Raw genomic sequence first — 23,993 nt, 5'->3', positions numbered from 1 at the left:
TGACGATTATTGCGGACCACCACCCGCCGAAATCGACCATTTCGGTGGGCTTGATGGGTCTTAAATCTGATTTCCAGGAACGCCGCTTGGGCGCCAACGCCCTGCCCCTGTTACTGGCCAACGGCGCTGTCGCCTGAGCTTTCACCAAGTTGGACAAGCTGCAGCCCACCCCGATCAAGCTTAGAACACTCATCCGACAGCATTCCGACGTGAGCTACGGAACAGTCCTGGGACACCGTAGCTCACATCGGTTATTGCTATTTGGTCGGCAGGAAGCCCGTCGAAATCCAGGGGACCGCGGCCACGACGATCAGGCCGATGACCAGGGCGCCGAGGTAGGGCCAGATTTTCTTCAGGCCGGCGTCGGGATCGACCTTGGCGATGGCGCAGGCGGAGTAGTAGCCGACGCCGAAGGGCGGGGCGAAGAGGCCGATGCCCATGGCGAGGATGACGACCATGGCGTAGTGGACGTCGTGGATTTCCATCGCTCGCGCCACGGGGAACAGCAGCGGTCCGAACAGGACGATGGCGGGAATGCCCTCCAGAATGCTGCCCAGCACGATGAACATGACGATCGACATGGCCAGGAAGCCGAAGGCGCCGCCGGGAAGGTTCGACATCATGTGCGTCAGGTCGGCCGAGAAGCCCGAGGTGGTCAGCGACCAGGCCATGGAGCTGGCCGCGCCGATGATCAGCAGAATGGCGCCGGACAGGGCGGCGGTGCTGGCCAGCATCGGGATGATCCGGCGATAGTCGAACTTGCGGTAGATGAAGAGGCCCGCGATCACCGCATAGGCGATGGCCAGGGTCGAGACCTCGGTCGCCGTCGCCACGCCTTCCGCCACGAAGAAGCGGATGGCCACCGGCAGCAGCAGGGCCGGCACGGAGATCAGGAAGGCGCGCCAGATCATCTTGCGGTTCGGCCGCACGACCTTGCTCATGTCCTCCTTGCGCGCCCGCATCCAGGAGATGACGCCCAGGGCGATGGCCAGGACGAAGGCCGGCAACAGGCCGCCGACGAACAGCGAGGCGATCGACACTCCGGCGACCGACCCGATCGCGATCAGGACGATCGACGGCGGAATGGTCTCTGACATGGCGCCTGAGGCGGACAGCAGGGAGATCATCTCGCCCTCGTCGCCGCCGCGCTTCTTCATTTCGGGGAACAGGATCGGCGCGACGGCGGCCATGTCGGCGGCCTTTGAACCGGAGATGCCGGACACCAGATACATCGCGCCCAGCAGCACGTAGTTCAGACCCCCCCGCACATGGCCCAGCAGCGAGGCCAGGAAGCCGACCATCGCGGCGGCCATGCCCGTCATCTCGATCAGCGCGCCCAGGAAGACGAACAGCGGCACGGCCAGCAGGATCAGCGAACTCATTCCCTCGTCCATCCGGCTGGTCATGACCAGCATCGGGACGTCCGTCATCGTCAGCAGATAGGCGGCCGTCGCCAGCGCGAAGGCGAAGGCGATCGGCACGCCCAGGACCACGCCGCCCAGCAGGACGACGACGAAGAACAGGATCAGGCTGATGTGACCCAGGCCGATCAGCAAGGGAGACAGCGCCCAAAGACCCAGAGCGGCCACCGCCAATATTCCGCCCGTGACGCCGATGGCTTTCAGCGAATGCCGCGGCAACTGCGTCAGGGCCACGATCAGCATCAGGCCGATACCGACCGGCAGGGCGGCGGCGCGCACGCCCAGCGACCAGTTCAGCGCCGGCGTCGTGATCATCGATTCTTCATAGGCGTAGAAGATCGCGTGCGGCAGCATCAGCGCCAGGACCAGCGCAGGTCCCATGACGGCCAAGGCCTCCAGGATCGGTCGCACCCTGGGAGAGGATCGGGTCACGATGGTCGTCAACCGCATATGCTGGCCACGTTGAAGGGCCAGCACAGACCCCAGCATCCCCATCCAGATGAAGAGGGTGGACGCCAGTTCGTCGGCCCAGACGATCGGACTATGCAGGAAGAAGCGGAAGATCACGCTGGTCAGCAACAGCACGATCTCGACCAGCACGATGATGGCGGCCGGGATGGCGACGGCCTGTTCGAAATAATGGGCGAACCGGCCGCGAGGATGAACGGGCGGGGTCACGCCCTCGGCGATGACGGCGTTTTCGACTGCGGCCGTGCTCATGCCAGACCTCCCACATAGTTCTCCAGAACACGCCAGGACGTCTCGCCCAACTGTTCACGCCAATGGGCGTAGAAGCCCTTGTCACGCAGGTGCTGGCGGAAGACCTGGGTGTCGGGACGATTGAGGATCAGGCCCTCGTCCTGCATCTTCTTGGGCAGGGTCTCGGCCAGGACCGCCAGGTCTTCGCGCTGCAGGTCGGCGGCGGCGGAGAACTCGGCCTGGACCAGATCGCGAAGATCGCCGGGCAGCTTGTTCAGCGCCTCTTCGTTCTGCAGCAACCAGAAGCCGTCCCACATATGGTTGGTCAGGGCGCAGTAATGCTGGACCTCGTACAGCTTGCCCGTATCGACCACCGCCAGCGGATTTTCCTGGCCTTCGACGACCCGCGTCTGCAGGGCCGAATAGACCTCGCTGAAGTTGATGGAGGTCGGGGCCGCGCCGAAGGAGCGGAACATCGAGGTCCACAGCGAGCCCAACGGCACGCGGATCTTCATCCCCGCCAGGTCGGCCGGAGAGTTGATGGGTCGGCTGCTGGTGGTGATCTGCCTGAAGCCGCTTTCGAAGACCTTGGGCGTGGCGATCAGGTGGCGAGCGGCCAGGGCCTGTTTGATCTCGGCGCCCAGGGAGCCGTCCATGGCGTTGAACAGCTGCTGGCGGTCCTGGAAGGCGAAGCCGATGCCGCTGAGCGCCGTCTGGGGCACCAGGATCGACATGATGAGGCCCGAGATCGACAGCATCTGGATGGCGCCGGCGCGAACCTGGGCCAGCATATCGGCGTCTGTGCCCAGTTGCGAACTGGGATAGACCTCGATGAACAGCCGATGGCCGGACCGTTCGTAGATCCTGCCGGCCGCCTCCTTCATGCGCGCGCTGAGCGGATGGGTGATCGGCAGGTTCGTGCCCAATCGCCAAACGATGTCGGCGTCCGGCCCCTTGCCGCAGGCGCTGAGCGCAACGGGTGCGACCAGCCCTCCTGCCAGCAGCGTGCGGCGACTTAAGGTGTTCATGGCCTCTTCCTGTCCTCTTCCTCGGGTGATCCGGCTCTTGGCGGCCGGTTCAACCCATTGACGACGGCCGGATCGTCCGGCCGGGATGATTCAAGCGGTGGTCGTCTCCGCTTGGTCGATGACTTCCTCGATCACGATTTCCGCCGTGACGCAGACCAGATTGCGACCGGGCGTGAACCGCCCGGCCCAAACGTCGCCCGTGGTTTCGCCCACGACACCTGATATGCCGGCGGAAGTCGCGCCCTCGGCAAGGACGATCTCGCCCGACAGGGTCAGTATCTCGACCGCCGGACCGCGCAGCACCTTGGGTTCGCCCGAGGCGGTTTCGATGACCGCGTCGTTCAGACTGCCCAGTCCGCTGCGGACCAGGGCGCGTTCGAAACCCAGTTCGGCGGCGGCCTGCTGCAGCCCCTCGACCAGATCCTGGTTCGGCCCCAGCCGAACCGTCGCCAGTCGGCCGGTGCGAATGTCAGTGATGTCCGACGGGTTCATGCGTGTACTCGGATACTGGGAAGAAGGTCGAGAACCGGGTTTCAGGATCGGCCGCCTGGCGGAATCCCGAGCCGGTCATCAGATGGACGCGCACGCCGCCGGGCCCCGCCACGCAGCGATCCACGTTCAGGTGGCCGCCGTGACCGCGTCCGTGGTCGTCGGCCAGGGCGCCGTGAAGGTGCAACAGGGGAGCGCCGGACACTGAGGGCCCGAACGATCCCGATGCGGCGACCACGGCGGCCCCGCCCTCGATCTGGAGCGCCGCGCCGTATTCGACGGCGCGCTCGCTGTCGGCGCGCGGCATGGCGACGTGGTAATAGGCCTCAGCCAGACGGCCGCCGATGAGGCGAAAGCCGCCGCAGGATTCGCCCAAGGCGGCGAACAGGCGTTCGATTCCGGCCTGGATTGTCTCGCCCTCGCGGATCGAGCCCAGCGATTGGCGGGACTGATCGCCGGCGGCCGTCAGGACACGGCTGAAGCGCGAAGCGCCGGGATGGACAACGCGGCGGGTTTCGACAAGCGGAGCGCTCATCGCGCGCCGTCGTTCAAAATAAGCCTAAGTCGATCAGCCAAACTAAATACTCCCTGACGGGTCCATATATTGGACCACTTGTTTCTATATTGCCATTATTAGCAGCCATATTTAGACACGCAACCCGACTACATTAGGAAATATCATCACACCAATAGTCCGTATTGTGGACCTATTGTCAGTTGAGGTTGAGAAACATGGCTGGACGTCTCGATAATCGCGTCGTGCTTGTGACCGGGGGCCTATCCGGAATCGGCGCGGCGGTATGTCAGAAGCTGGCGGCGGAAGGCGCCATTGTGATCGCGGGCGATCTGTCGGCGCAGGCCATCGACCTGAGCGACGCCGCCGTGACGCCGCTGAGACTGGACGTCTCGGACTCCAGCTCGGTCCAGGCCGCCATCGACGCCATCGTCGCCAAGCACGGGCGACTGGACGGGCTGGTCAACAGCGCCGGGATCGCCCGCGAACAACCCTTCCTAGAAACCCCCGTCGAGGCGTTCGATGCGATCATCGCCGTCAACCTGCGCGGCAGCTTCCTTATCGGTCAGGCGGCGGCCAGGGCGATGCAGGCGAGCGGCGGCGGCTCGATCGTCAACATCGCCAGCGTGTCGGGCCTTCTCGGCAATGCGGGCCGCAGCGCCTACGGCGCCTCCAAGGGCGGCGTCGTCACCCTGTCCAAGGTGATGGCGGTGGACCTTGCCCAGTTCGGCATACGGGTGAATGTGATCGCGCCCGGCCCGGTGGAGACGCCGCTGGTGGCCCAGGTCCACTCGCCCGAGACGCGCGCCGAATGGGGCCGCCGTGTGCCGATGAAACGCTATGGCTCGCCCGAAGAGATGGCGGGCGCCGCCGTCTTCCTGCTGTCGGACGAGGCCACCTATGTCACCGGCCATGTGCTGACGGTCGACGGCGGCTTCGTGGCGCAAGGCTTGGCGGCGCCGATCGCCGCCGAATAAGGCCTCAGACCCACTCGGCGCGCCGCGAGGTCATGCCGATGCCCGGGTTCAGACAGTTGCACGGGTCCAGCCGCTTGAAGTGGGCGGCCTGGGCCGGACTGGCCTTGTAGAGATGACCGACGTTGTGTTCGGCCGGATAGGCGGCGCGACGCTGGTCCAGCAGGCCCCACATCCGATGCTCCAGGGCGATGGGGTCGTTCCCTTTGGCGACGATGTAGTCCTGATGGAAGACGTGACAGAAGAAGTGGCCGTAATACAGGCTCTTCAGGATCGGCCGCTGCACGTCTTCGGGCAAGACCTCCATCCAGTCCCGGTCATTGCGACGCAGGGCGATGTCCAGGGCGACGATATCCGACACTTGGCGATGATGGACGGCACGGTAACGCACCGCAGCCCCCGCCGCCGCGAACCGGTGCAGGAAGGCGCGGGCGCCCTCGTCCGGCGTGCATTCGAAGAAGGCCGCGTCGTCGCCCGTCAGGGTGCGCGCCAAATAGGCCCTCGCCTCCTCCACGCCCTCGCCTGACATCTTCAGCATGAGATGGTGTTCGAACCGGTCGCGATACTGGTTCATCCGCGCCGGCAGGTGTTCGGGGAACAGGCTGCTGGCGAACTGCAGCAGGCGGTCGCCGAGGTATTTCGGCAGGAAGCCCAAATCCTCGACAAAGGCGTCGAACCGCGACTTCATGCCGAACAACTGTCCGATCCGTCCCGTGCCCAGCGTTCGGATCGCCAGGAAGGTGTCCTTGCCGTATTTCCGCGCGATGTCGTAGCAGTCGCGGTGCATGTATTCGCCGGCGACCGGCAGATGCGTGAAACCGCTCAGGATGTCGCGCCGGATGCGGGTCAGGACCGCCGGATCGTTGGCCCCGATGTAGAAGACGCCTGTCTCGCCCGCCGCCGGAAAGGTGTCCAGCCGCACCGCGAAGACCACCGCCTTGCCCGCGCTGCCCGACGCCTCGAACAGCCGGTCGGGATCGGCGTTGAAACGGGCCGGGCTGTCGGCGTCCACGTCACGGACCCGGCGGGCGTAGTCGCCGTCCGACGCCTGTCGGCGGTCATCCGCCAGGATTTCCCCCGGCTGGAAGTCGCCCGCCTCGACGCGGGCCAGCACGGCCTCGGGATCGTGGCCCAAGGCCACGCCCAGATGATTGACCAACTCCACCCGGCCGTCCGCGTCGACGCGGGCGTACAGCGCCATCTGGGTATAGGCCGGGCCGCGCTGGATCAGCGAACCGCCCGAGTTGTTGCACACCCCGCCCACGACCGAGGCGCCGATGCAGGACGAACCGATCACCGAATGCGGCTCCCGCCCAAGGGGCTTCAGCATCCGCTCCAACCGATCCAGCGACGCGCCGGGCAGGCAGATGACCTGACGCCCATCCTCGATCAGATGCACGGCCGTCATGCGCAGGGTGGAGATCACCACCACCGGCCGGTCGTAGTCGTGTCCGTCAGGGGTCGATCCGCCGGTCAGTCCGGTGTTGGCCGCCTGCATGATGACGATGCGGCCTGCCTCGACGCAGGCCTTGAAGGCCCGCCACTGCTCGACCAAAGAGCCGGGCCGCACCACCGCCTCCACCTTGCCCTCGCCGAACCGGTAGCCCCGGCTGTAGCGGCGCGTGGCCTTGGGTTCGGTCAGGACATGGGCGGCGCCGACGACGGCCCTTAGTCGGTCGCGAAACTGGTCGGACGAAACGGGCGTGCGCGCAGGGACGGCAGTCGAACGGGGGGCGGTCATCGGATCATGGTCAGGTAAACGGAGATGGAGATGATCGACAGGACGGTCGTCATCAGAATGGTCTGGGAAGCGACAGCGCCGCGCCGGTCATAGACCTGGGCCAGCATGAAGGGGCCGGCGCCGGTCGGCATCATGGCCATCAGCACGGCCATCTGCACCACCTGCAGCGGCGCGTGCAGGATCGGCCCGGCGATCAACCAGGCGATCACCGGCTGGACGATCAGCTTGGCCGCCGTCAGGGACGCCCAGCTCCAATCGCCGAATCCCGCCTTGGCGTTCTCGGCCAGGAACAGACCCAGAGCGACCAGGGCGCAGGGAATGGCGGCGCCGGCCAGCAGCCCCAGCAGGGTGGTCACGCCCTCGGGCGGCTTGAGCCCCAGGGTGGAGAAAACCGCTCCGACCGCCGGGGCGATCATCATCGGATTTCGCACCACCGCCCCGCCGGCCTTCAGCAGCGCCTTGCCCAGCCCATGACCGTGCGCGCGCGCCATCTCCAGGCCGATCAGGCCCAGAGCGTAGAGGACGCAGGCCGTCAGGATCACCGACACGCCCGAGAACGGCAGAGACCAGTCCCCGAACACCAGCAGCCCCAGCGGAATGCCCAAAAAGCCGTTGTTGGCGTAGGCGGCGCTCTGGGCGTCGACCACCGCATCGCCCGCGCCCATCCTGCGCCAGGTCAGGGCCAGAACCAGAACGAAGGTCCCGACCAGGGCCCCGGCCATGGCCAGGGTGAAGTCCAGCCGATAGCTGGACCAGTGGGCGTTGGCGGTGATGCCGAACAGCAGCGCCGGCTGGGCCAGCCAGACCACGAACCGATTGATCTCCGTGACCGCCGCCGGCCCCAGCACATTCACCCGCCGACACAGATAGCCCAGCGCGATCAGCGCAAAGACCGGCAGGACGACGTTCAGCAGGGCGGTCATGACGTCGGGGCGATCATGGTCGTTCGATCAGGCGCATCGCGCGGTCAGGCCGCCATCGACCACGATCTGGGTGGCGTTGACATATTTCGCCTCGTCCGACGCCAGGAACAGGGCGGCGTAGGCCACGTCCCAGGCGTCGCCCATCTTGCCGGTCGGCGACTGGGCGTCGCGCCGGGCCACCATGTCGTCGAAATCGCCGTCATAGCCCTTGGTCAGCGCCCCTTTGATCAGGGGCGTGTTCATCAGGCCCGGCAGCACGCAGTTGGCGCGGATGCCGACACTTGCGTGCTGAAGCGCGATATTCTGGGTCAGACCCATGACCGCCGCCTTTGTCGCCGTATAGGCCGCATAGGGAAAGCCGATCCAGCGCGTGCCGGCGACCGAGCCGACGTTGACGATGGCGCCCTTCTGCTGCTCCACCATATGCGGCAGCACATATTTGCAGGTCAGGAAGACGCTGGTCTGGTTGATGGCGATCAACCTGTGCCAGCTCTCTTCCGAAGCATCGATGGCGCCGCCAGTCTCCGAGATGCCGACATTGTTGTGCAGCACGTCGATGCGGCCGAAGGCGTCGATGCAGGCCTTGACCATGGCCTGGACCTGATCCGATTTGGACACGTCGCAGGCGAAGGTCTGGCACACGCCGCCCTCCTCCTCGATCAGAGCCTTGGTCTCGTCGGCCGCCTCGATCCGCAGGTCGATGGCGAAGACCTTGGCGCCCTCGCGCGCATACAGCACCGCCGCCGCCTTGCCGTTGCCCCATCCCGGCCCGGACGAGCCTGCGCCCGTCACCAGGACCACCTTGTCCTTCATTCGCTCGCCCATCGGCGTCTCCTCACGTCTTTACGTCCGGCGGAAAGAAACGCGGGGCGGCCTCGTGACCGCGCCCGCGTCCGTACTCGCCATATTCAGGTTCAGGCGGCGGCCTTCTGACTGCGCGCATATTCGACCAGAGCGTCGTCAGACACCGGCTCGATCGGCGTGAAATCCGTGTGGGCGATATATTCCGCACGGGTCGGCTTGGTGATGGCGTTCGAAAGGGCCGACAGGGTCAGATAGACGATCTTGCGCGGATACGGGGTGATGTTCCCGGCCGATCCATGCACCAGATTGCCGTGGAACATCAGCAGACCGCCGGCCTTGCCGGTCGGGGCGACGATGCCGCCCTGCTCCACCAGATTGGCGACCGTATCGTTGTCTAAGGTCCACAACGGATAGGCGGTGGTCTCGGTGTCATGACCGGCCTCGATGGCTCCGCCCTCATGACTGCGCGGCACCAGCATCAGCGGGCCGTTGATCGGCAGGACGTCGTCCAGGAAGACGGCGATGTTCATGGCGCGCGGCTCGGGCATGCCGTCGTCGTTGTGCCAGGTCACGAAGTCCTGGTGCCACTGCCAGACGTCGCCGGTGAAGGCCGCCTTCGCGTTGATCTTGAACTGGTGCATGTACACCGGCTCGTCGAAGGCCTGGGCCACCGGCTCGACCAGACGCGGGTGTTTGCCCAGCAGTTCGCAGGCCTTGTTGTAGGTGTGGCAGGCGAAGGCCGTGCGCGGCACGCCCGACTTCTCTCGCCAGATCTCGGGCCGTTCCGGCGCGAAGACATCGACGGCGGCTTCGCGCAGCACCTCGACCTCTTCGGGCGTAAAGGCCTCGGGGATGAAGATATAGCCTTCCGTGCGGAAGTGCTCGAGCTGTTCCTGGGTCAGTTTCACGGACGTTTCTCCTGTTGTTCTGAGGGAATGAGCGCCGGTCTTCACGCCGGATTGGATGCCCGGAGTCTCTGCTCGGTTTCGGAGCCGGCGTTGGCGGCATGGCTCCAGGCGGCCGAGGCCGCGCCTTCCGCATCCCCCGCCCGGACCAGGCGCACGATCTCGGCGTGCTCGCGCCAGGCGCGGATGCGTATTTCGTCGACCGCCATCACGGCATTCATGGCGCGCTGTATGTGCGGCCACAGCGGCGCCAACGTCTCCTCGATCGTCGGATTGCCGCACAGGCCGTAGATGACTTGGTGGAAGGCGACGTCGAGCGCAGCCCGCTCGGCCAGAGGCGTCTTCGGACGAATGGCGTCACCCGCATTAAGGGCCGCATCCAGGCGCTGCACCTCAGACTCCGATACTCGGCCGTCCGCAAATCTCTGAGCAAGCAATCGCGACGCGAGAGAATCGAGCGCCGCTCGGATCTGATAGACATCTCGCAGCTGATCGGGATCCAGAGGCGCGATCTCGACGCCGCGACGCCCGGATTCGATGACCAGTCCCTGATGCTTCAGCAGATGCAGGGCATGGCTGATCGGGGCGCGCGAGACGCCCAGATTTTCCGCCAGTTCGCCCTGACGCACGCGCTGGCCGGGCGCCAGGGAGCCGTCCGTGATCGCCGCCCGAAGGCGTTGATACACCTGCTCCACAAGCATGGGGGCGGTGCTGATCGAGTCCATTGCATGGGTCATGATGGAATACGGAATACCGTAACCGATCCGCATCCACAACTGTCGGCGCGCAAATTTATTCTTTCGGTCCACCATTTGGACCTATCACATTTCTTTAAATGCCCATTTGACAGGGAAAATAAGTCGGTTCAGTTTCCGATCCAGAAATGCCTATATAAGAGTCCAATATATGGACCATTTGGGAGTTTGAGATGACGGACCTGGAAACAAAGGCTGACGGCGCGCAGGCGCTGGACCGGGCGCTGGGAATTTTACGTCTTGTGGGTTCCCGCTCGAAAGAGGGCCTGCGCCTGGCCGACATCGTCAGCCAGTCCGGCCTGGCCAAACCTACCGCTCACAGGATGCTCAAGGCGTTGGAGCGTAACGGCTTCATCGAACAGAGCGCCGAGGACCGTCTCTATCATCTGGGGCCGGAGGCTTTCGTCCTGGGCGTTCTCGCCACCGAACGGTTCGGCATCCATCGTCTGGCGTCCGGCGCCCTGCAGCGCCTGTCGGCCGCCAGCCAAGATACAGTCTTCCTTTCCGTGCCGCGCGACGGCCATGCCGTGTGCCTGGAGCGGCTGGACGGGGCCTTTCCTATCCGCACCCATGTCCTCCAGGCGGGCGACCGGCATCCGCTGGGCGTAGGCGCCGGCAGCCTGGCCATGCTGGCGGCCATGAGTGACGACGAGGTCGAGCGAATTCTCGAGTCCATCGCCCCCGAACTGGCCTTCTCCTATCCGACCTATTCCCCCGCCTTCCTGCGCGAAGCGGTGGCGGAGACCCGCGCCTCTGGATTCGCCTTCAACCCCGGCCGTCTGCTGACCGGCAGTTGGGCCATCGGCGTGGCCGTGATCGGGCCCGACGGCGACTGCGTGGGCGCCCTGTCGATCTCGGCCATCGAGAGCCGACTGGGCGAAGCCCGCCGCGCCGAACTGGCTCCGATTGTCCAGCAAGAAGCACAGAAACTGTCGCTGCGCCTCGCCCGCCCGGAAATCACCTCCCCCGCGCCCGAACCGGCGCGCTCCCCTGTACGCTTGAGGAAAACCCCATGACTGAAGCCGCCATCGTCGGATGGGCCCACAGCCCGTTCGGAAAACTCCATGATGCACCCGACGTCGAAAGCCTGATCGAGATGGTCGCCGCCCAGGCGATCGCCGACGCCGGCATTCAGCAGGACGAGGTCGACGGCGTCTTCGTCGGCGTGTTCAACGCCGGCTTCTCGAAGCAGGACTTTCCTTCCTCCCTGGCCATGCACAGCGTGCCGGGCCTGCGGTTCAAGCCCGCGACGCGGGTGGAGAACGCCTGCGCCTCCGGGGCCGCCGCCGTCTTCCAGGCGCGCGACTTCATCGCCGCCGGCCGGGGCCGCTTCGCCCTGGTCGTCGGCGCCGAGAAGATGACCCACACCACCAGCGCCGTGGCCGGCGACGTCCTGCTGGGGGCCAGCTATCGCAAGGAAGAGGGCGACATTCCCGCCGGCTTCGCAGGCGCCTTCGGCCGTATCGCCCAGATGTATTTCCAGAAGTATGGCGACCAGTCGGACGCTCTGGCCGCCATCGCGGCCAAGAACCACAAGAACGGCGTCGACAACCCCTACGCTCAGATGCGCAAGGACCTGGGCTTCGACTTCTGCCGCAACGAGTCCGAGAAGAACCCCTTCGTCGCCGGCCCGCTGAAGCGCACCGACTGCTCGCTGATCTCGGACGGCGCCGCCGCCCTGATCCTGACGGACGAGGAGACCGCCAAGTCGATGAAGAAGGCGATCCGCTGGCGCGCCGCCGTCCATCTGAACGACTACCTGCCGCTGTCGCGCCGCGATCCGACCCATTTCGAGGCGGGCGCCCAGGCCTGGGCCAGGGCGCTGCAAATCGCGGACATCAAGCTGGACGACCTGTCCTTCGTCGAGACCCACGACTGTTTCACCATCGCCGAACTGATCGAATACGAGGCCATGGGCCTGACGCCGCAGGGCCAGGGCGCACGCGCCGCGCTTGAGGGCTGGACCCAGGCCGACGGCCGCCTGCCCGTCAACCGCTCGGGCGGGCTGAAGGCCAAGGGCCACCCGGTCGGCGCCACCGGCGTCTCCATGCATGTCATCTCGGCCATGCAGCTGGCCGGAGAAGCAGGCGACATGCAACTGCCCAAGGCCGATGTCGCGGGCGTGTTCAACATGGGCGGCGCCGCCGTCGCCAACTACGTCTCCATCCTGGAGCCGATCAGAGCATGACCCTGCCCACCAGCAATCTGGCCTCCATGCTGGTTCACGCCGCCCAGCATTTCGGCGACCGCCCCGGCCTGATCCAGGGCGACCGCGTCTGGACCTGGACCGAAATCAACGACCGCGTCACCCGCGCCGCCTCGGCCCTGGCCGCGCGCGGCGTCCAACAGGGCGACCGCGTCCTGGTCCATTCGCGCAACTGCAACGCCATGTTCGAAACCCAGTGGGCCTGCTGGCGCCTGGGCGCGGTCTGGGTGCCGACCAACTTCCGTCTGACGCCGCCGGAAGTGGCCTATCTGGCCTCCTCCTCGCGCGCCACGACCCACATCTTCGACACCGGCTTTCCTGACCACGCGGCGGCGGCGAAAGACGCCAACACGGCTTGCGATAGGGTCTTCTGGATCGGCGCCGATGCACCGGGCGAGGACTGGGAGGCCCTGGTCGCCGACGTCTCGGCCCCGCACGTCGACCTGGCCGACGTGGGCCGCGACGACGTATGCTGGTTCTTCTACACCTCGGGCACCACGGGACGCCCCAAGGCGGGGATGCTGACCCACGGCCAGATGGCTTTCGTCACCGTCAACCACCTGTGCGACCTGATGCCGGACACGACGGAGCACGACGTCTCCCTGGTCGTCGCGCCCCTGTCGCACGGCTCGGGCATCCACGCTGTCACTCAGGTCGCCAAGGGCGCCGCCAGCGTGCTGCTGTCCACCGAACGGCTGGATTGCGAAGAGGCCTGGCGTCTGGTCGAGACGCACAAGGTGACGAACATGTTCACCGTGCCCACCATCCTGACCATGCTGACCCAGCATGAGGCGGTGGACCGCTACGATCATGCGTCGCTGCGCTACGTCATCTACGCCGGCGCCCCCATGTACCGGGCCGATCAGCAACACGCCCTTCGCAAGATCGGCAAGGTTCTGGTCCAGTATTTCGGTCTCGGCGAGGTCACGGGCAACATCACAGTCCTGCCGCCGCGCCTGCACACGATCGAGGACGATGCGTCGTATCCGATCGGCTCTTGCGGCCTGCCGCGCACCGGCATGGACATCGCAATCCTGTCGGACGACGGCAAGCGCCTGTCGGCCAATGAGACAGGCGAAATCTGCGTACGTGGCCCGGCCGTCTTCCTCGGCTACTTCGAAAACGACGAGGCGAACGCAAAGTCGTTCAAGGACGGGTGGTTCCACACCGGCGACCTCGGCCATCTGGATGACCGCGGTTTCCTCTACATCACCGGCCGGGCGTCGGACATGTTCATCTCGGGCGGATCCAACGTCTATCCGCGCGAGATCGAGGAAGCGATCCTGACCCACCCGGCCATCTCCGAAGCCTGCGTCGTGGGCATGCCGCACGACAAATGGGGGGAATGCGGGGTCGCCGTTCTGGTCGCGCGCAAGGGCCATACGGCCGACGCCCAGGCGGTCCTGTCGCACCTCGACGGCAAGCTGAGCCGTTACAAGCTCCCGACCGACGTCCTGTTCTGGGATGCGCTTCCCAAGTCCGGCTACGGCAAGGTCGCCAAGGCCGAGGTCAAGAAACTGCTTCAGGCGCAGGCCGCAACGGAAGCGGCCTGACCCGACCCGCCGGCGCGGGTTCCAGGCCTTCCGCGCCGGCTCAAATCCAAAAGCGCCGCAAAGGCGCCGGCCGCTTTCATGCATTGGGAGGAACAATCGCATGACCAACACCCGTTCCGTCGCCCTGTGCGGCGGCGCTATCGCCGCCGCCCTGTTGGCCGCCGGCTCCGTCCAGGCCCAGACGGCCTTTTCCACGCCATCCAACGCCCCGTCTGAGGCCGTGACGCAACAAGCCGCCGCGACCCAGCCCGGCCTGTGGGACCGCCCAGCGCTCACGGGCGACTGGGGCGGCGCGCGCCGCCGCTTGGAAGACAATGGCGTGACCTTCACCCTGAACGAGGTCGTGGACGCGGTTCACAACTTCAACGGCGGCGTGCGCGAGGAAAGCCGCGCGGCCGGCCAGCTGTTTTTGGGCGCAACGATCGATACCGAAAAGGCCTGGGGCCTGCCCGGCGGCAAGGTCCAGGCCACCGTTTTCAATCGGCAAGGCAACAGCCTGGCCAATGACGCGGGACTCGATCTTCTTCAGCCGGTTCAGACCATCTACGGTCGCGGCACGATCTGGCGCCTGGGCCAGCTCTGGTACGAGCAGAGCTTCAACGACGGAGCGACCGCCCTCAAGCTCGGCCGTGTCACCCATGGCGAGGACTTCGGCGCCACGCCCTGCGGCAACGTCATGAACCTCATCCTGTGCGGCCCGGCGTCCAGCCAGATCGTCGGCGGCTATCTCTATAACATGCCGGTCAGCTCCTGGGGCGCACGGCTGCGCCAACGCATCACGCCGGAGTTGCACGTCAATCTGGGCGTTATCGAATCCAACCCCGAAAACCTGCGCGAGGATCGCGGCTTCTATCTGGGGACCCAGGGCGCGACCGGCACGATCTACGCCGGCGAGCTGCAGTGGACGCCCAAGTTCGGCGCGAACGGCGACCTTCCCGGAACCTACAAGATCGGCGCCTGGTACGACTCCAGCGAGTCCAACAATATCGTCTATGACGTCAACGGCGACTATCAGGCGCTGACCGGCCTGGCCTTTGCGCGCGAGGGACATCACTCAGGCGTTCACGCCAACGTCCAGCAGCAGCTGATCGCGCCCCAGGCGGACGGCGCCCACGGCCTGTCGGTGGTCGGCAACCTGGCCATCGCGGATCGCGCCACCAACAAGCTGCGCAGCAAGGCGGCGGTCATCGTGACCTATACCGGCCTGATCCCCGGCCGAGCCAAGGACGACGTCACCTTCGGCGTCGGCGCCGCCATCGTGAACGGGCGGGTCACCGACGCCCAGCGCGCCCAGAACGATGCGGGATTACGCGTCGGTGATCCGCAAGACACCGAATATGCGGTCGAGCTGAACTACGGCTACCGCCTGACCCCGGCCATCACCGTGCGCCCCGGCGTCCAGTACATCCACAACCCCGGCGGCCAATCCGACCGCGACGGCATCGTCGTCGGCGGGCTGAAGCTGGTGCTGACGTTGTGAGGAGGTCCGGGCGCGACTAGGCAGCCTGGCCAGCCTCGCACCGTCAGCACAGCCTTCACGCCCACTGTCTTGCAAGCGTCGTCATCGCGGTGTCGCGCTTCCAAGGTAGCGGTCCGCCCCATGTGTGCGAGATCATGCCTTTAACATCCTCGATCGACGACATCGCCGCCTCATTGTCGAGGTTCGTCGGTCGGCGGCTGAGCGACCGTACGTTGCGTGAAGACATGGTGCAGGAGGCTCTTACGCGCCTGCTGGCCTACAGCCACATGCACGAGGTCAAAGACGCCGGCGCGCTTGCACGGCGGATCGCGCTGAACCTGATCGCCGACCATTTCCGCGACCGGATACGTCACCCCACCAACGACCTGTCCGAAGACGTGCCTACGCCCGCCGCAAACGCAGAGGAGATCGTCATGCACCGCGAACGCGTACGCGCCTTCGGACGGGTGCTCAAAACCATGCCGCCGCTGCGTCGAGAGGTCTTTACCCGCTTACGTCTGCACGGCGAGACGCCGAGGGAAATTTCCGCCGCGCTGAACCTCAGCGAGGCAGCCGTGGAGAAACATCTGACCCGCGCACTGGAACAGCTTCACCGTGAAGTCGGAAGAGCCGAACGACCGCGCCCTGTCTCCAACTCGACCTCGCCCGTGGAAGGAGGAGCGCGATGAGCCGCTTCTTATCTTACTGGACGACGCGCCGCGTAGCGCATCGGCGGGCGGCGCGCCACGTTCTGCTCGACGGCGTCCCAAGCGCAGGTGCGTCTGCCGCAGACCCCTCGCTGGTCGAGGCCATGCGGCATACGTTCGACGACCCAGCACTGTCGGAGGCTCTGCGGGCGAGCTCGCCCTACGCGGCTCGCAAGACCGTCCGAACGAAGCGGGCAGGTTGGACCACAAGGGTGATGCGGCCTGTGGTGTGGGCGCCGACGGCCTTGGCCATGGTGGTGGGCGGAGTGCTGGCCGGTCCCCATCTCGCCGATCTCGCCGTCGAGGCCACCGCGCTGGAGACGGTCTACGACACGTCGCGCGGCGAGACCCGCCGGCTTGTGCTTGAAGACGGCAGCCATGTGCTAATGACAGGCGACACCCACCTGAAAGTGAGGATGGCTGGGCGAAAACGAGAAGTATCGCTGACCGGTGGCGAGGCCATGTTCGACGTGGCGCATGATGCCTCCCGTGTCTTCGAAGTCCGTACGGACGAAGGCCAGGTTCGCGTTCTCGGTACGCGGTTCACAATGAGCCTGACCAATGGACGACTGGACGTGGACGTCTATCGCGGTCGCGTCGCGGTCTCGACCGACGCCGGGGCGCGCAGAGAAGTGGGCGCGGGGGAGCGAGCCTCGGCAAGGGACGGCCATGTCAAGGCTGGGGCGGCATTCGCGCCGGACGAAACTGTATGGAGCGACGGATGGATCGAGACCGACGCAATCACCTTGAAAGAATTGGTCCAGCGCCTTTCGCGACGTTCGAAGCGGCCCATAATCATCCAGGACGAGAAGCTGGAAAGCCTTGAAGCGGCTGGGCGTTTTCGTCTGGACGACGCCGAGGGGCAGTTGCGAAACCTCGCTGTCGTGCACGGTTTCCATGTGGCGGCCGGCCCAGACTCGATCATCGTTTCACCCACGAAATCCTGATCCGGTCGAGGATGAACCTTAGCGAATCCGCCATGCTGCGGTTGCGAAAGATTTGCAAAAATCCCTGTCCGGTATCTGGCCCGCCCGCGTCTTAGCCTTCTGACCGTCCGCAGGGGGCTGGCGGGTTCAAGGGATCAAGGCTCAATGAGCACCTCAAAAACTCTTACTCGCCTCAAGGCGACGACATCCGTCATGGCCTTCGTCATGCTCGCGGCGGCCGGTTCCGTCTCGGCTCAGACGTCCGCCCGAGGGCGCGCGCCGGTCGCGGTATCCGCGTCCGCCGGCGATCTGTCGGCCGCATTGGCGCAATATTCGCGGGCTTCGGGACTTCAGGTCATCGCCGATCCCGCCCTTTTGCGCGGTCGGCGCACTCAGGGAGTGTCGGGGACCCTCACGGCCGTACAGGCGCTGGATCGTCTTTTGAGCGGCACGGGACTGGTCTGGCGTCTGAACGGAGACGCTGTCGTCATCACCCGGGGCGCACAGGCTCGGCCGGCCGGGCCGGCGGCGTCGCGCGTGGTTTCGACCGAGGATCAGGCGGAAACCTTCGCCGAGCTTGAAGAGGTCGTGGTCACCGGCAGCTTCTCCTCCAGCCTGACCCAGGCCCTGGACATCAAGCGCCGCGCCGACAATGTCGTCGACGTCATCACCGCCGAGGACATCGGCGACTTTCCCAGCCAGAATATCGCCGAAGCCCTTCAGCGTGTGCCAGGCGTCTCGATCGTCCGCGACCGGGGCGAAGGTTTGTTCGTGCGCGTGCGGGGCCTGGGCGCCAACTTCCAGATCACGACCCTGAACGGCCGCAGCGCCGCCGTGAACGAGAATGTCCGCGACAGCGGTCAGAGCGGGCGTCAGTTCCGGTTCGACACCCTGCCGTCCGAACTGGTCGCGGGGGTGGACGTGATCAAGAGCCCGCTCGCTTCGCTGGACGAAGGGGCGATCGGGGGCGTGGTCAATGTGCGCACCTTCCGTCCGCTGGACCTGAAGACGTCGCGCCTGGCCCTGTCCGGCGAAGTCAACTACGCGGAGAACGCTGGGGATCTGAACCCGCGCCTGTCCGCACTGGGATCCTGGGTCAACGAAGATCGCACCTTCGGCGCCCTGCTCGCCGCCGTATATGACCAGCGTTCCCTGCGCCAGGACCGCATCACCGGCGTCACCTGGGGCACATATGCGGCAGGCGTGGACACGAATGGCGACGGCGTGTCCGACAGCGGCTCCATCATCTATCCGCAGGCGCTGCGCCCTACGCTGGAGACGGAAGATCGTGAGCGCTACGGCCTGAACGCCGCCCTGCAATGGCGGCCTACCGCGACGACCGACGTAAATCTGGACATCACCTACACCGATCTGATGGTCGATTACGACGAACTGACCTATTCGGCCGACGCCAATGTCGCGAATGCGGTGCGCGGCACTGCGCGGGTCGAGAACGGCGCCCTGGTGGGCGGAACCTTCAGCGGCGGCACCAGCCAGATTGGTCACGAAGTCTCGCGCCTGCATCACGACAACCTGTCGGTGGGTCTGAACCTGCGTCAGCAGATCGGCGCCTGGACCGTGTCGGGAGACGCCGCCTATGCCCGCGCCGCAAGCGACACGCCCGACCCGATCACAAGATCGCGGGTTCAGGGCCCGGTCGGGCGGATCCAGATCGACATGCCCAGGTCGGGCGGCGGCGTCCCTTCGATCCGCTTTCTCGACGCGGACATGAACAGTATCTCGACGCTGCCGGGACGGCGTCTGGAATATCGGGTCAACGACACCCTGGACGAAGAGACCGCAATCCAACTGGACTTCGTCCGTTCCGTCTCCTTCGGGCCCATCGCCAAGGTCGCCTTCGGCGCCAAATATCGCGATCGTGCGCGCGACTACAATCGTCGCGATTTCAACATCACGCGCGGCATTTCCGGCGTGACCCTGGCTCCGGACTTTTTCCAGCCCTTCTCGCAGAAGGACTTCCTGTCCAAGGTCGGGGCTGAACTGCCGCGCAACTGGGTCGTGCCGAACCCGACGCGGTTCCTGCGCCAGATCACCCAAGCCGATCTGGACGCGCCGTTGTCGCGGGGCGATTTACGCAACTCCTACCAGATCGACGAGACCATCCTGGCCGGTTACGGCATGGCCGACGTCGAGACCATGCTGTTCGGGGCGCCCTTGCGCGGCAATTTCGGATTGCGGGTCGCCCAGACAGAGCAGACGTCTTCGGGGCACGCCGACAACGGGCGGGCCGCCCTGCCGGTGTCGTTCGACAAGACCTACAATGACGTCCTGCCATCTCTGAACCTGGTGTGGGAAGCGCGCGACGACTTCCAGTTTCGCATTGCGGCGGCCAAGGTGATCACTCGCCCGTCCCTGTCGGACCTAGCCCCCAGGCTGACGCTCAACTCATCGGGTGCCCTCTTCACCGCCGTTGGTGGGAACCCCGAGCTTAGGCCGTTCGAGGCCTGGCAATACGATGCGGTGGCGGAATGGTACTTCTCGCCGTCCAGCGCCCTGATCGGCGGGGCCTTCTACAAGGACATCACCACCTTCTCGACCCGTCGCCGGTCCAATATCGACATCGACGACGTGACCTATGAACTGACTGCGCCGGTCAACGGCGGCACGGCTTCGATCGCGGGGATTGAGCTGGCCTACCAGCAGTTGTTCCCGTTCCTGCCGGCGCCGTTCGACGGTCTGGGGATGACAGCCAACCTGACCCTGACCACGACCGACGCGACCTATTACGACGGTACGCGCGAGTTCAAGGACGACCTCGAAAACGTCGCCAAGCAGAGCGTCAACCTGACCGGCTTCTACGAGAAGGGGCCGCTGGCGGCGCGTCTCAGCTATTCCTGGCGGGGTGACGTGCTGCAGGAAGTCGGAACCAACGGTCTCGAGTCGGCGAATGATCGGGCCTTCGGATCGCTGGACGGCAGCCTGAGCTACAAGCTCACCGATCGACTGACGGTCTCCGTGGAGGCCATCAATCTGACCGACCAGCCGCAAGAGCAGTTCGTCGCTGACAACCGCTTCGTCGGCTACACCGACTACGGCCGCACCATCTCCGTCGGAATGAGCGCCCGTTTCTAATATCCACCTGCCACCCCGCGCGTCGCCGGCGACGCGCGGGGTTTTCTGTCTTTAGGAGATCGTCATGAAACTCTTCTTGCCCGCTCTGCTCGGCGCCGCTCTTTCTTTCCCGCCGATCCATGCTCAGGCCCAGGTCCAGGCCGACATCACAGCACTCGATGCAGCGACGGCGTTGAGGCCCGACACGGGGCGGCCGAAGAACGTCATCCTGATGATCGGCGACGGTATGGGCATCAACAGCGTCACGGCCGGTCGCATCTACGAGGGCCAGGCCCTGGGCGAAGACGGCGCCAGCCATCGGCTGTCCTTTGATCGTTTTCCCTATACGGCCCTGTCGCGAACCTATTCGGCTGATCGTTTCGTCACGGATTCCGCGAACGGCGCTTCGGCTTTGATGACCGGATATAAGACCATCAACGGCGCCATCGGCGTCAACGACCAGGTGCGGGCGCGTGATTGCACCTCCGTCACGGCGGCTCGCGTGCCGACACTGTCGGAACTGGCGCGGGCCAAGGGACTGGCGATCGGGGTCGTAACGACCGCGCCGATCACGGACGCGACGCCTGCGGCCACCTATGCCCACACCCCCTTCCGCGGGTGGCAGAGCGACATCGACATGCCGGCCCAGGCGGTGTCCCAGGGCTGTATCGACATCGCGCGACAACTGGTCGAAGGCGAAGCCACGCCCGAGGTCGTTCTGGGCGCCGGACTGGCCTATCTGAAACCCGAGGCGGACGGAGGACGCCGCAAGGACGGTCGAGATCTGGTCGAGGCTTGGCGCCGCCGTAGCGGCGCTTCGACCGTGGTCAGCGACCTTGCAGGGCTGACGGCCAGCACCACGCCGCGCCTGATGGGTCTCTTCTCCAAGGCCGCCCTGCCGGCGGACGCCGATCGAGCGCCCGACAGCACCATGCCCCGACTGCCGGACATGACGGCAGCGGCGATCCGTGCCCTGTCGCAGAACGTTGAGGGCTATCTGCTGGTGGTCGAGGGCGCCCAGATCGACACCTATCACCACGCCAATGATCCACGTCGCGCTCTGGCCGCTGTGGCCGAGTTCTCCCAAGCCGTGGACGCCGCGCGTCGACTGACCGATCCCGCCGATACGTTGATCATCGTCACGGCGGACCATAGCCACAGCCTGGTCCTCACCGCCGGGGCGGACCGCAAGGCGCCGCTGCTTGGCCTGGCCGGCGCAGACGGCGCACCGAACAAGGCCTTGGACGACGCGCCCTATCCGACCCTGATATACGGCACGGGCCCGTCGCCGACGCGACCGCAAGCTATCGCCCGCGCAGAAGGATCGTCAGACGCCGACGCTCTGCGCTCGGTCGCCGTGCCCTTGTCCAGCGCGGGACACGCTGGCGAGGATGTCCCGGTTTATGCCGACGGCCCTCAAGCCTATCTGGTGCGCGGCGTGATCGAACCGACCTATGTCTTTCAACTCATCCGAAGAGCGCTGTCACTCTAGGTTCAGCACCTATTAAATCGCTTCCACAACCGGCGGCGCCCTGATTCCTGGTCGGGGTGCTGTCAGGGCGCTGTCAGTCTAACGCTGACTTGTCTCCACTTCAGGGCCGCGTAACGGTCGATGGGAGATCGCATTTCGTGAAACTGCTCGTTTAAGCGCCATCGTTTTCCTGCGGCGGTAGTCCGCCAAGCTGTGTAGCTCTACTTTCGCTTCAGCCTCAGCCTTCGTGACGTTGAAGAGCTAATGGCCGCGCGCGGGATCGATGTCAGCTATGAGACAATCCGTTGCTGGACGATCAAGTCCGGACCCCAGATCGCACGGCGGCCGAAGAAGCTTCGCCCCTCCCCTTCGCCACGCTGGCCTCTCGACGAGGTCGTTTGCTCAATCGGTGGGAAGCGGATGTTCCTATGGCGCGCCGTAGATGATGAAGGCGAGGGGTGCTGTCAGTCTAACGCTAATTTGTCTCCACTGAAGGCCAAAGCAAGCGGCTGACTGGGGACGAATTCCATGAAGCCGTTATCGTTCAAGCGCCACCGCTTCCCGGCGGAGGTTATCCGCCACGCCGTGTGGCTCTATTTCCGCTTCAGCCTGAGCCTTCGGGATGTCGAAGAGCTTCTCGCGGCCCGAGGCATCGAAGTCAGCTACGAGACCATCCGCTGTTGGACGATCAAGTTTGGACCGCAGATCGCAAGGCGGCTGAAGCGGCTCCGCCCCTCCCCTTCCCCTCGCTGGCATCTGGATGAGGTGGTCTGTTCGATCGGCGGAAAGCGGATGTTCCTGTGGCGCGCGGTTGACGATGAGGGCGAGGTCCTGGACCTCGTTGTCCAGCGCAGGCGAGACACGGAGGCGGCTCTGGTGCTGTTGAAGCGATTGCTGCGGAACCAGCCTGTCTAGCCAGAACGCATCGTCACCGACGGCCTTCGATCATATCCAGCTGCTCTTGAGGCATTGGGCCTGCGCCATCTGCATTCACCAGGCCGGCTTCGGGAGAACAATCGGGCGGAGAACTCCCACCTCCCTATCCGACGGCGAGAGCGGCAACAACAGCTGTTCAAGTCCCAGGCTTCAGCCCAGCGATTCCTCACCACCCACGCAGCGATCTACAACACCTTCTACACCCAGCGTCACCTCGTCAGTCGGCCCACGCTGCGACGCTTCCGCGCCACGGCCGCGTCCGCTTGGGCGGCGGCCGTGGCTTGAGATTTTGGTGGGTTGGACAAGTTGTGGCTGCCGGCGATTAACCTGACAGCGCTGGAAAATGTTTTAGAAACTCGCCACTTCGAGCGGTTAACCTGACAGCACTCGACCACAATCATTCGCGACGACACGTGGTGGTGCTAAAGCTCCACGATGACACATCTCGACGATCCGTCGGCACATGACATGCCCATGCGTTTGCTGATCATGGGCAATCCGGTGGCCAAGGCGTTCGCCATTATCGGCGATGCGTGGACGCAGCTGATTCTTCGTGAGGCCTTCTATGGCGCGCGTCGGTTTTCGGTCTGGCGCGAGCGTCTGAATATTCCGCGCAGCGTGCTGACGGATCGGCTGAAGCGGCTGGTGGAGGTCGGGGTGCTGGACGAGCGCGGGGTTGGCGGAGGAAGCACGCGAACGGAATATCATCTGAGCGAGATGGGCCTGGATCTGTTCGGCGTCGCCGTCATCCAGGGTCAGTGGGAACGGCGGTGGGCGAGTTCGCCGTTGCAGGATCGTTACGCCCTGACCTTCTACGACCGGCTCAGTGATGCGAGGGTTGAGCCTGCTGTTTTCGACCACAAGCGGGGCCATGTCGTCGATCCGCGTCATATCGGGTGGGAGGCGCGCGATGGGCTTGAGGCGATCCCCGCGCCGACCTCGCGGCGGCGAAGAACTCAACCGATCGAAACCGACCGGCCGATGATCGACCGATCCACGGATGTGATGGGCGACTACTGGAGCTGGGGCGTGCTGGCGGCCGCATTTTTCCGGCTCAGGCGGTTCGACGCGATCCACGAGGCGCTGGGGGTCGCGACCAATATCCTGGCGGATCGGCTGAACCGGCTGGTCCTGCACGGCATCCTGAGGAAAGACCTCTATCAAAAGACGCCGCCGCGCTTCGAATATCGGCTGACGGAGGCGGGGCGCGATCTGTTTCCCATGATCATCGCCATGCACGGGTGGAGCGAGCGGTGGCTATGCCCCGACGGTTCTCCGCTGCACCTGATCGACAAACGCACGGGCCAGCGCGTGACCCCGGTCGTTTGCGACGCGGAAACGGGCGTCGCCCTCGATCCTCGACGAATGCGTTGGGAGATGGAAGACGCCGTCACGGCGAAGTCCTGATAC

19 protein-coding genes and 2 pseudogenes are annotated in these 23,993 nt (G+C 65.4%); 12 read left to right on the top strand and 9 right to left on the bottom strand.

The genetic code is table 11. The annotated features are described in order from the left end of the window. Positions 1 to 257: 257 nt before the first annotated feature. The 4 genes from ACYX4P_RS07310 to ACYX4P_RS07295 all read right to left on the bottom strand — a co-directional run bounded on the left by ACYX4P_RS07310 (position 258) and on the right by ACYX4P_RS07295 (position 4,172). The gene (locus ACYX4P_RS07310; protein WP_248117417.1) at positions 258 to 2,141 is read right to left on the bottom strand and encodes a TRAP transporter large permease; all 1,884 of its coding nucleotides are present in this window, start codon (positions 2,139 to 2,141) and stop codon (positions 258 to 260) included. After that, positions 2,138 to 3,148: a TRAP transporter substrate-binding protein gene (locus ACYX4P_RS07305; protein ID WP_292046051.1), complete on the bottom strand. Its 1,011-nt coding sequence runs from the start codon at positions 3,146 to 3,148 to the stop codon at positions 2,138 to 2,140. The genes ACYX4P_RS07310 and ACYX4P_RS07305 overlap by 4 nt, the downstream gene beginning before the upstream one ends. 90 nt (positions 3,149 to 3,238) lie before the next feature. After that, on the bottom strand, positions 3,239 to 3,640 hold the full coding sequence (locus ACYX4P_RS07300) for a PCC domain-containing protein (protein ID WP_248117421.1): 402 nt from the start codon (positions 3,638 to 3,640) through the stop codon (positions 3,239 to 3,241). After that, entirely contained in the window at positions 3,618 to 4,172 is a 555-nt protein-coding gene (locus tag ACYX4P_RS07295) for a PCC domain-containing protein (protein WP_248117423.1), read from the bottom strand. Before ACYX4P_RS07295 ends, ACYX4P_RS07300 begins: the two co-directional genes overlap by 23 nt. A gap of 197 nt (positions 4,173 to 4,369) precedes the next feature. Between ACYX4P_RS07295 and ACYX4P_RS07290 the strand changes: the two genes are divergently transcribed. Beyond that, a complete protein-coding gene (locus tag ACYX4P_RS07290; RefSeq protein WP_248117425.1) occupies positions 4,370 to 5,128 on the top strand; it encodes an SDR family NAD(P)-dependent oxidoreductase in 759 nt (252 codons plus the stop codon). A 4-nt stretch (positions 5,129 to 5,132) separates the two neighbouring features. Here the strand turns inward: ACYX4P_RS07290 and dld are convergent, their stop codons facing one another. The 5 genes from dld to ACYX4P_RS07265 all read right to left on the bottom strand — a co-directional run bounded on the left by dld (position 5,133) and on the right by ACYX4P_RS07265 (position 10,223). Next, entirely contained in the window at positions 5,133 to 6,866 is a 1,734-nt protein-coding gene (gene dld / locus ACYX4P_RS07285) for a D-lactate dehydrogenase (protein ID WP_248117427.1), read from the bottom strand. Next, positions 6,863 to 7,789 carry an AEC family transporter gene (locus tag ACYX4P_RS07280; RefSeq protein ID WP_248117429.1) on the bottom strand — a complete coding sequence of 309 codons (927 nt, stop codon included), beginning with the start codon at positions 7,787 to 7,789 and terminating at the stop codon, positions 6,863 to 6,865. Before ACYX4P_RS07280 ends, dld begins: the two co-directional genes overlap by 4 nt. Positions 7,790 to 7,816: 27 nt before the next feature. Then, positions 7,817 to 8,614: an SDR family NAD(P)-dependent oxidoreductase gene (locus tag ACYX4P_RS07275; protein WP_248117431.1), complete on the bottom strand. Its 798-nt coding sequence runs from the start codon at positions 8,612 to 8,614 to the stop codon at positions 7,817 to 7,819. 89 nt (positions 8,615 to 8,703) lie between these two features. Continuing rightward, positions 8,704 to 9,501, bottom strand: a complete 798-nt coding sequence (locus ACYX4P_RS07270) for a phytanoyl-CoA dioxygenase family protein (protein ID WP_248117433.1) — start codon at positions 9,499 to 9,501, stop codon at positions 8,704 to 8,706. Between the two features lie 41 nt (positions 9,502 to 9,542). Next, positions 9,543 to 10,223, bottom strand: coding sequence for a GntR family transcriptional regulator (locus ACYX4P_RS07265; RefSeq protein WP_248117435.1), 681 nt, complete (start codon positions 10,221 to 10,223; stop codon positions 9,543 to 9,545). A gap of 203 nt (positions 10,224 to 10,426) precedes the next feature. Here ACYX4P_RS07265 and ACYX4P_RS07260 point away from each other — a divergent pair, with 203 nt between their 5' ends. The 11 genes and pseudogenes from ACYX4P_RS07260 to ACYX4P_RS07210 all read left to right on the top strand — a co-directional run bounded on the left by ACYX4P_RS07260 (position 10,427) and on the right by ACYX4P_RS07210 (position 23,990). Further along, entirely contained in the window at positions 10,427 to 11,269 is an 843-nt protein-coding gene (locus tag ACYX4P_RS07260; protein ID WP_248117437.1) for an IclR family transcriptional regulator, read from the top strand. After that, the gene (locus ACYX4P_RS07255) at positions 11,266 to 12,441 is read left to right on the top strand and encodes an acetyl-CoA acetyltransferase (RefSeq protein ID WP_248117439.1); all 1,176 of its coding nucleotides are present in this window, start codon (positions 11,266 to 11,268) and stop codon (positions 12,439 to 12,441) included. The genes ACYX4P_RS07260 and ACYX4P_RS07255 overlap by 4 nt, the downstream gene beginning before the upstream one ends. Continuing rightward, positions 12,438 to 14,012: an acyl-CoA synthetase gene (locus tag ACYX4P_RS07250; RefSeq protein ID WP_248117441.1), complete on the top strand. Its 1,575-nt coding sequence runs from the start codon at positions 12,438 to 12,440 to the stop codon at positions 14,010 to 14,012. The genes ACYX4P_RS07255 and ACYX4P_RS07250 overlap by 4 nt, the downstream gene beginning before the upstream one ends. Positions 14,013 to 14,112: 100 nt before the next feature. Continuing rightward, on the top strand, positions 14,113 to 15,492 hold the full coding sequence (locus ACYX4P_RS07245; RefSeq protein ID WP_248117444.1) for a carbohydrate porin: 1,380 nt from the start codon (positions 14,113 to 14,115) through the stop codon (positions 15,490 to 15,492). 122 nt (positions 15,493 to 15,614) lie between these two features. Beyond that, the gene (locus tag ACYX4P_RS07240; protein ID WP_292075089.1) at positions 15,615 to 16,160 is read left to right on the top strand and encodes an RNA polymerase sigma factor; all 546 of its coding nucleotides are present in this window, start codon (positions 15,615 to 15,617) and stop codon (positions 16,158 to 16,160) included. After that, on the top strand, positions 16,157 to 17,125 hold the full coding sequence (locus tag ACYX4P_RS07235) for a FecR family protein (protein WP_248117447.1): 969 nt from the start codon (positions 16,157 to 16,159) through the stop codon (positions 17,123 to 17,125). The genes ACYX4P_RS07240 and ACYX4P_RS07235 overlap by 4 nt, the downstream gene beginning before the upstream one ends. Before the next feature lie 144 nt (positions 17,126 to 17,269). Further along, entirely contained in the window at positions 17,270 to 20,197 is a 2,928-nt protein-coding gene (locus tag ACYX4P_RS07230; RefSeq protein ID WP_248117449.1) for a TonB-dependent receptor, read from the top strand. 64 nt (positions 20,198 to 20,261) lie between these two features. Continuing rightward, positions 20,262 to 21,668: an alkaline phosphatase gene (locus ACYX4P_RS07225; protein WP_248117451.1), complete on the top strand. Its 1,407-nt coding sequence runs from the start codon at positions 20,262 to 20,264 to the stop codon at positions 21,666 to 21,668. A gap of 192 nt (positions 21,669 to 21,860) precedes the next feature. After that, a pseudogene (locus ACYX4P_RS07220) lies at positions 21,861 to 22,103 on the top strand (IS6 family transposase); the annotation flags it as partial. 72 nt (positions 22,104 to 22,175) lie between these two features. Next, a pseudogene (locus ACYX4P_RS07215) lies at positions 22,176 to 22,868 on the top strand (IS6 family transposase). Positions 22,869 to 23,057: 189 nt separating this feature from the next. Then, a complete protein-coding gene (locus tag ACYX4P_RS07210; RefSeq protein WP_248117453.1) occupies positions 23,058 to 23,990 on the top strand; it encodes a winged helix-turn-helix transcriptional regulator in 933 nt (310 codons plus the stop codon). Positions 23,991 to 23,993: the final 3 nt, after the last annotated feature.

The organism is Brevundimonas sp. ABV4_179 (assembly GCF_056311945.1).
Note: the sequence above shows the minus strand (reverse complement) of the source record. Positions and strands in the feature narration are given on the sequence as shown.

Bases quoted from the DNA above. Each gene is read 5' to 3' on its own strand.
- ACYX4P_RS07255 (WP_248117439.1), top strand. From the start codon at position 11,266: ATGACTGAAGCCGCCATCGTCGGATGGGCCCACAGCCCGTTCGGAAAA.
- ACYX4P_RS07295 (WP_248117423.1), bottom strand. From the start codon at position 4,172: ATGAGCGCTCCGCTTGTCGAAACCCGCCGCGTTGTCCATCCCGGCGCT.
- ACYX4P_RS07250 (WP_248117441.1), top strand. From the start codon at position 12,438: ATGACCCTGCCCACCAGCAATCTGGCCTCCATGCTGGTTCACGCCGCC.
- ACYX4P_RS07305 (WP_292046051.1), bottom strand. From the start codon at position 3,148: ATGAACACCTTAAGTCGCCGCACGCTGCTGGCAGGAGGGCTGGTCGCA.
- ACYX4P_RS07210 (WP_248117453.1), top strand. From the start codon at position 23,058: ATGCGTTTGCTGATCATGGGCAATCCGGTGGCCAAGGCGTTCGCCATT.
- ACYX4P_RS07275 (WP_248117431.1), bottom strand. From the start codon at position 8,614: ATGGGCGAGCGAATGAAGGACAAGGTGGTCCTGGTGACGGGCGCAGGC.
- ACYX4P_RS07290 (WP_248117425.1), top strand. From the start codon at position 4,370: ATGGCTGGACGTCTCGATAATCGCGTCGTGCTTGTGACCGGGGGCCTA.
- dld (WP_248117427.1), bottom strand. From the start codon at position 6,866: ATGACCGCCCCCCGTTCGACTGCCGTCCCTGCGCGCACGCCCGTTTCG.
- ACYX4P_RS07280 (WP_248117429.1), bottom strand. From the start codon at position 7,789: ATGACCGCCCTGCTGAACGTCGTCCTGCCGGTCTTTGCGCTGATCGCG.
- ACYX4P_RS07245 (WP_248117444.1), top strand. From the start codon at position 14,113: ATGACCAACACCCGTTCCGTCGCCCTGTGCGGCGGCGCTATCGCCGCC.
- ACYX4P_RS07300 (WP_248117421.1), bottom strand. From the start codon at position 3,640: ATGAACCCGTCGGACATCACTGACATTCGCACCGGCCGACTGGCGACG.
- ACYX4P_RS07310 (WP_248117417.1), bottom strand. From the start codon at position 2,141: ATGAGCACGGCCGCAGTCGAAAACGCCGTCATCGCCGAGGGCGTGACC.
- ACYX4P_RS07260 (WP_248117437.1), top strand. From the start codon at position 10,427: ATGACGGACCTGGAAACAAAGGCTGACGGCGCGCAGGCGCTGGACCGG.
- ACYX4P_RS07230 (WP_248117449.1), top strand. From the start codon at position 17,270: ATGAGCACCTCAAAAACTCTTACTCGCCTCAAGGCGACGACATCCGTC.
- ACYX4P_RS07265 (WP_248117435.1), bottom strand. From the start codon at position 10,223: ATGGACTCGATCAGCACCGCCCCCATGCTTGTGGAGCAGGTGTATCAA.
- ACYX4P_RS07225 (WP_248117451.1), top strand. From the start codon at position 20,262: ATGAAACTCTTCTTGCCCGCTCTGCTCGGCGCCGCTCTTTCTTTCCCG.
- ACYX4P_RS07235 (WP_248117447.1), top strand. From the start codon at position 16,157: ATGAGCCGCTTCTTATCTTACTGGACGACGCGCCGCGTAGCGCATCGG.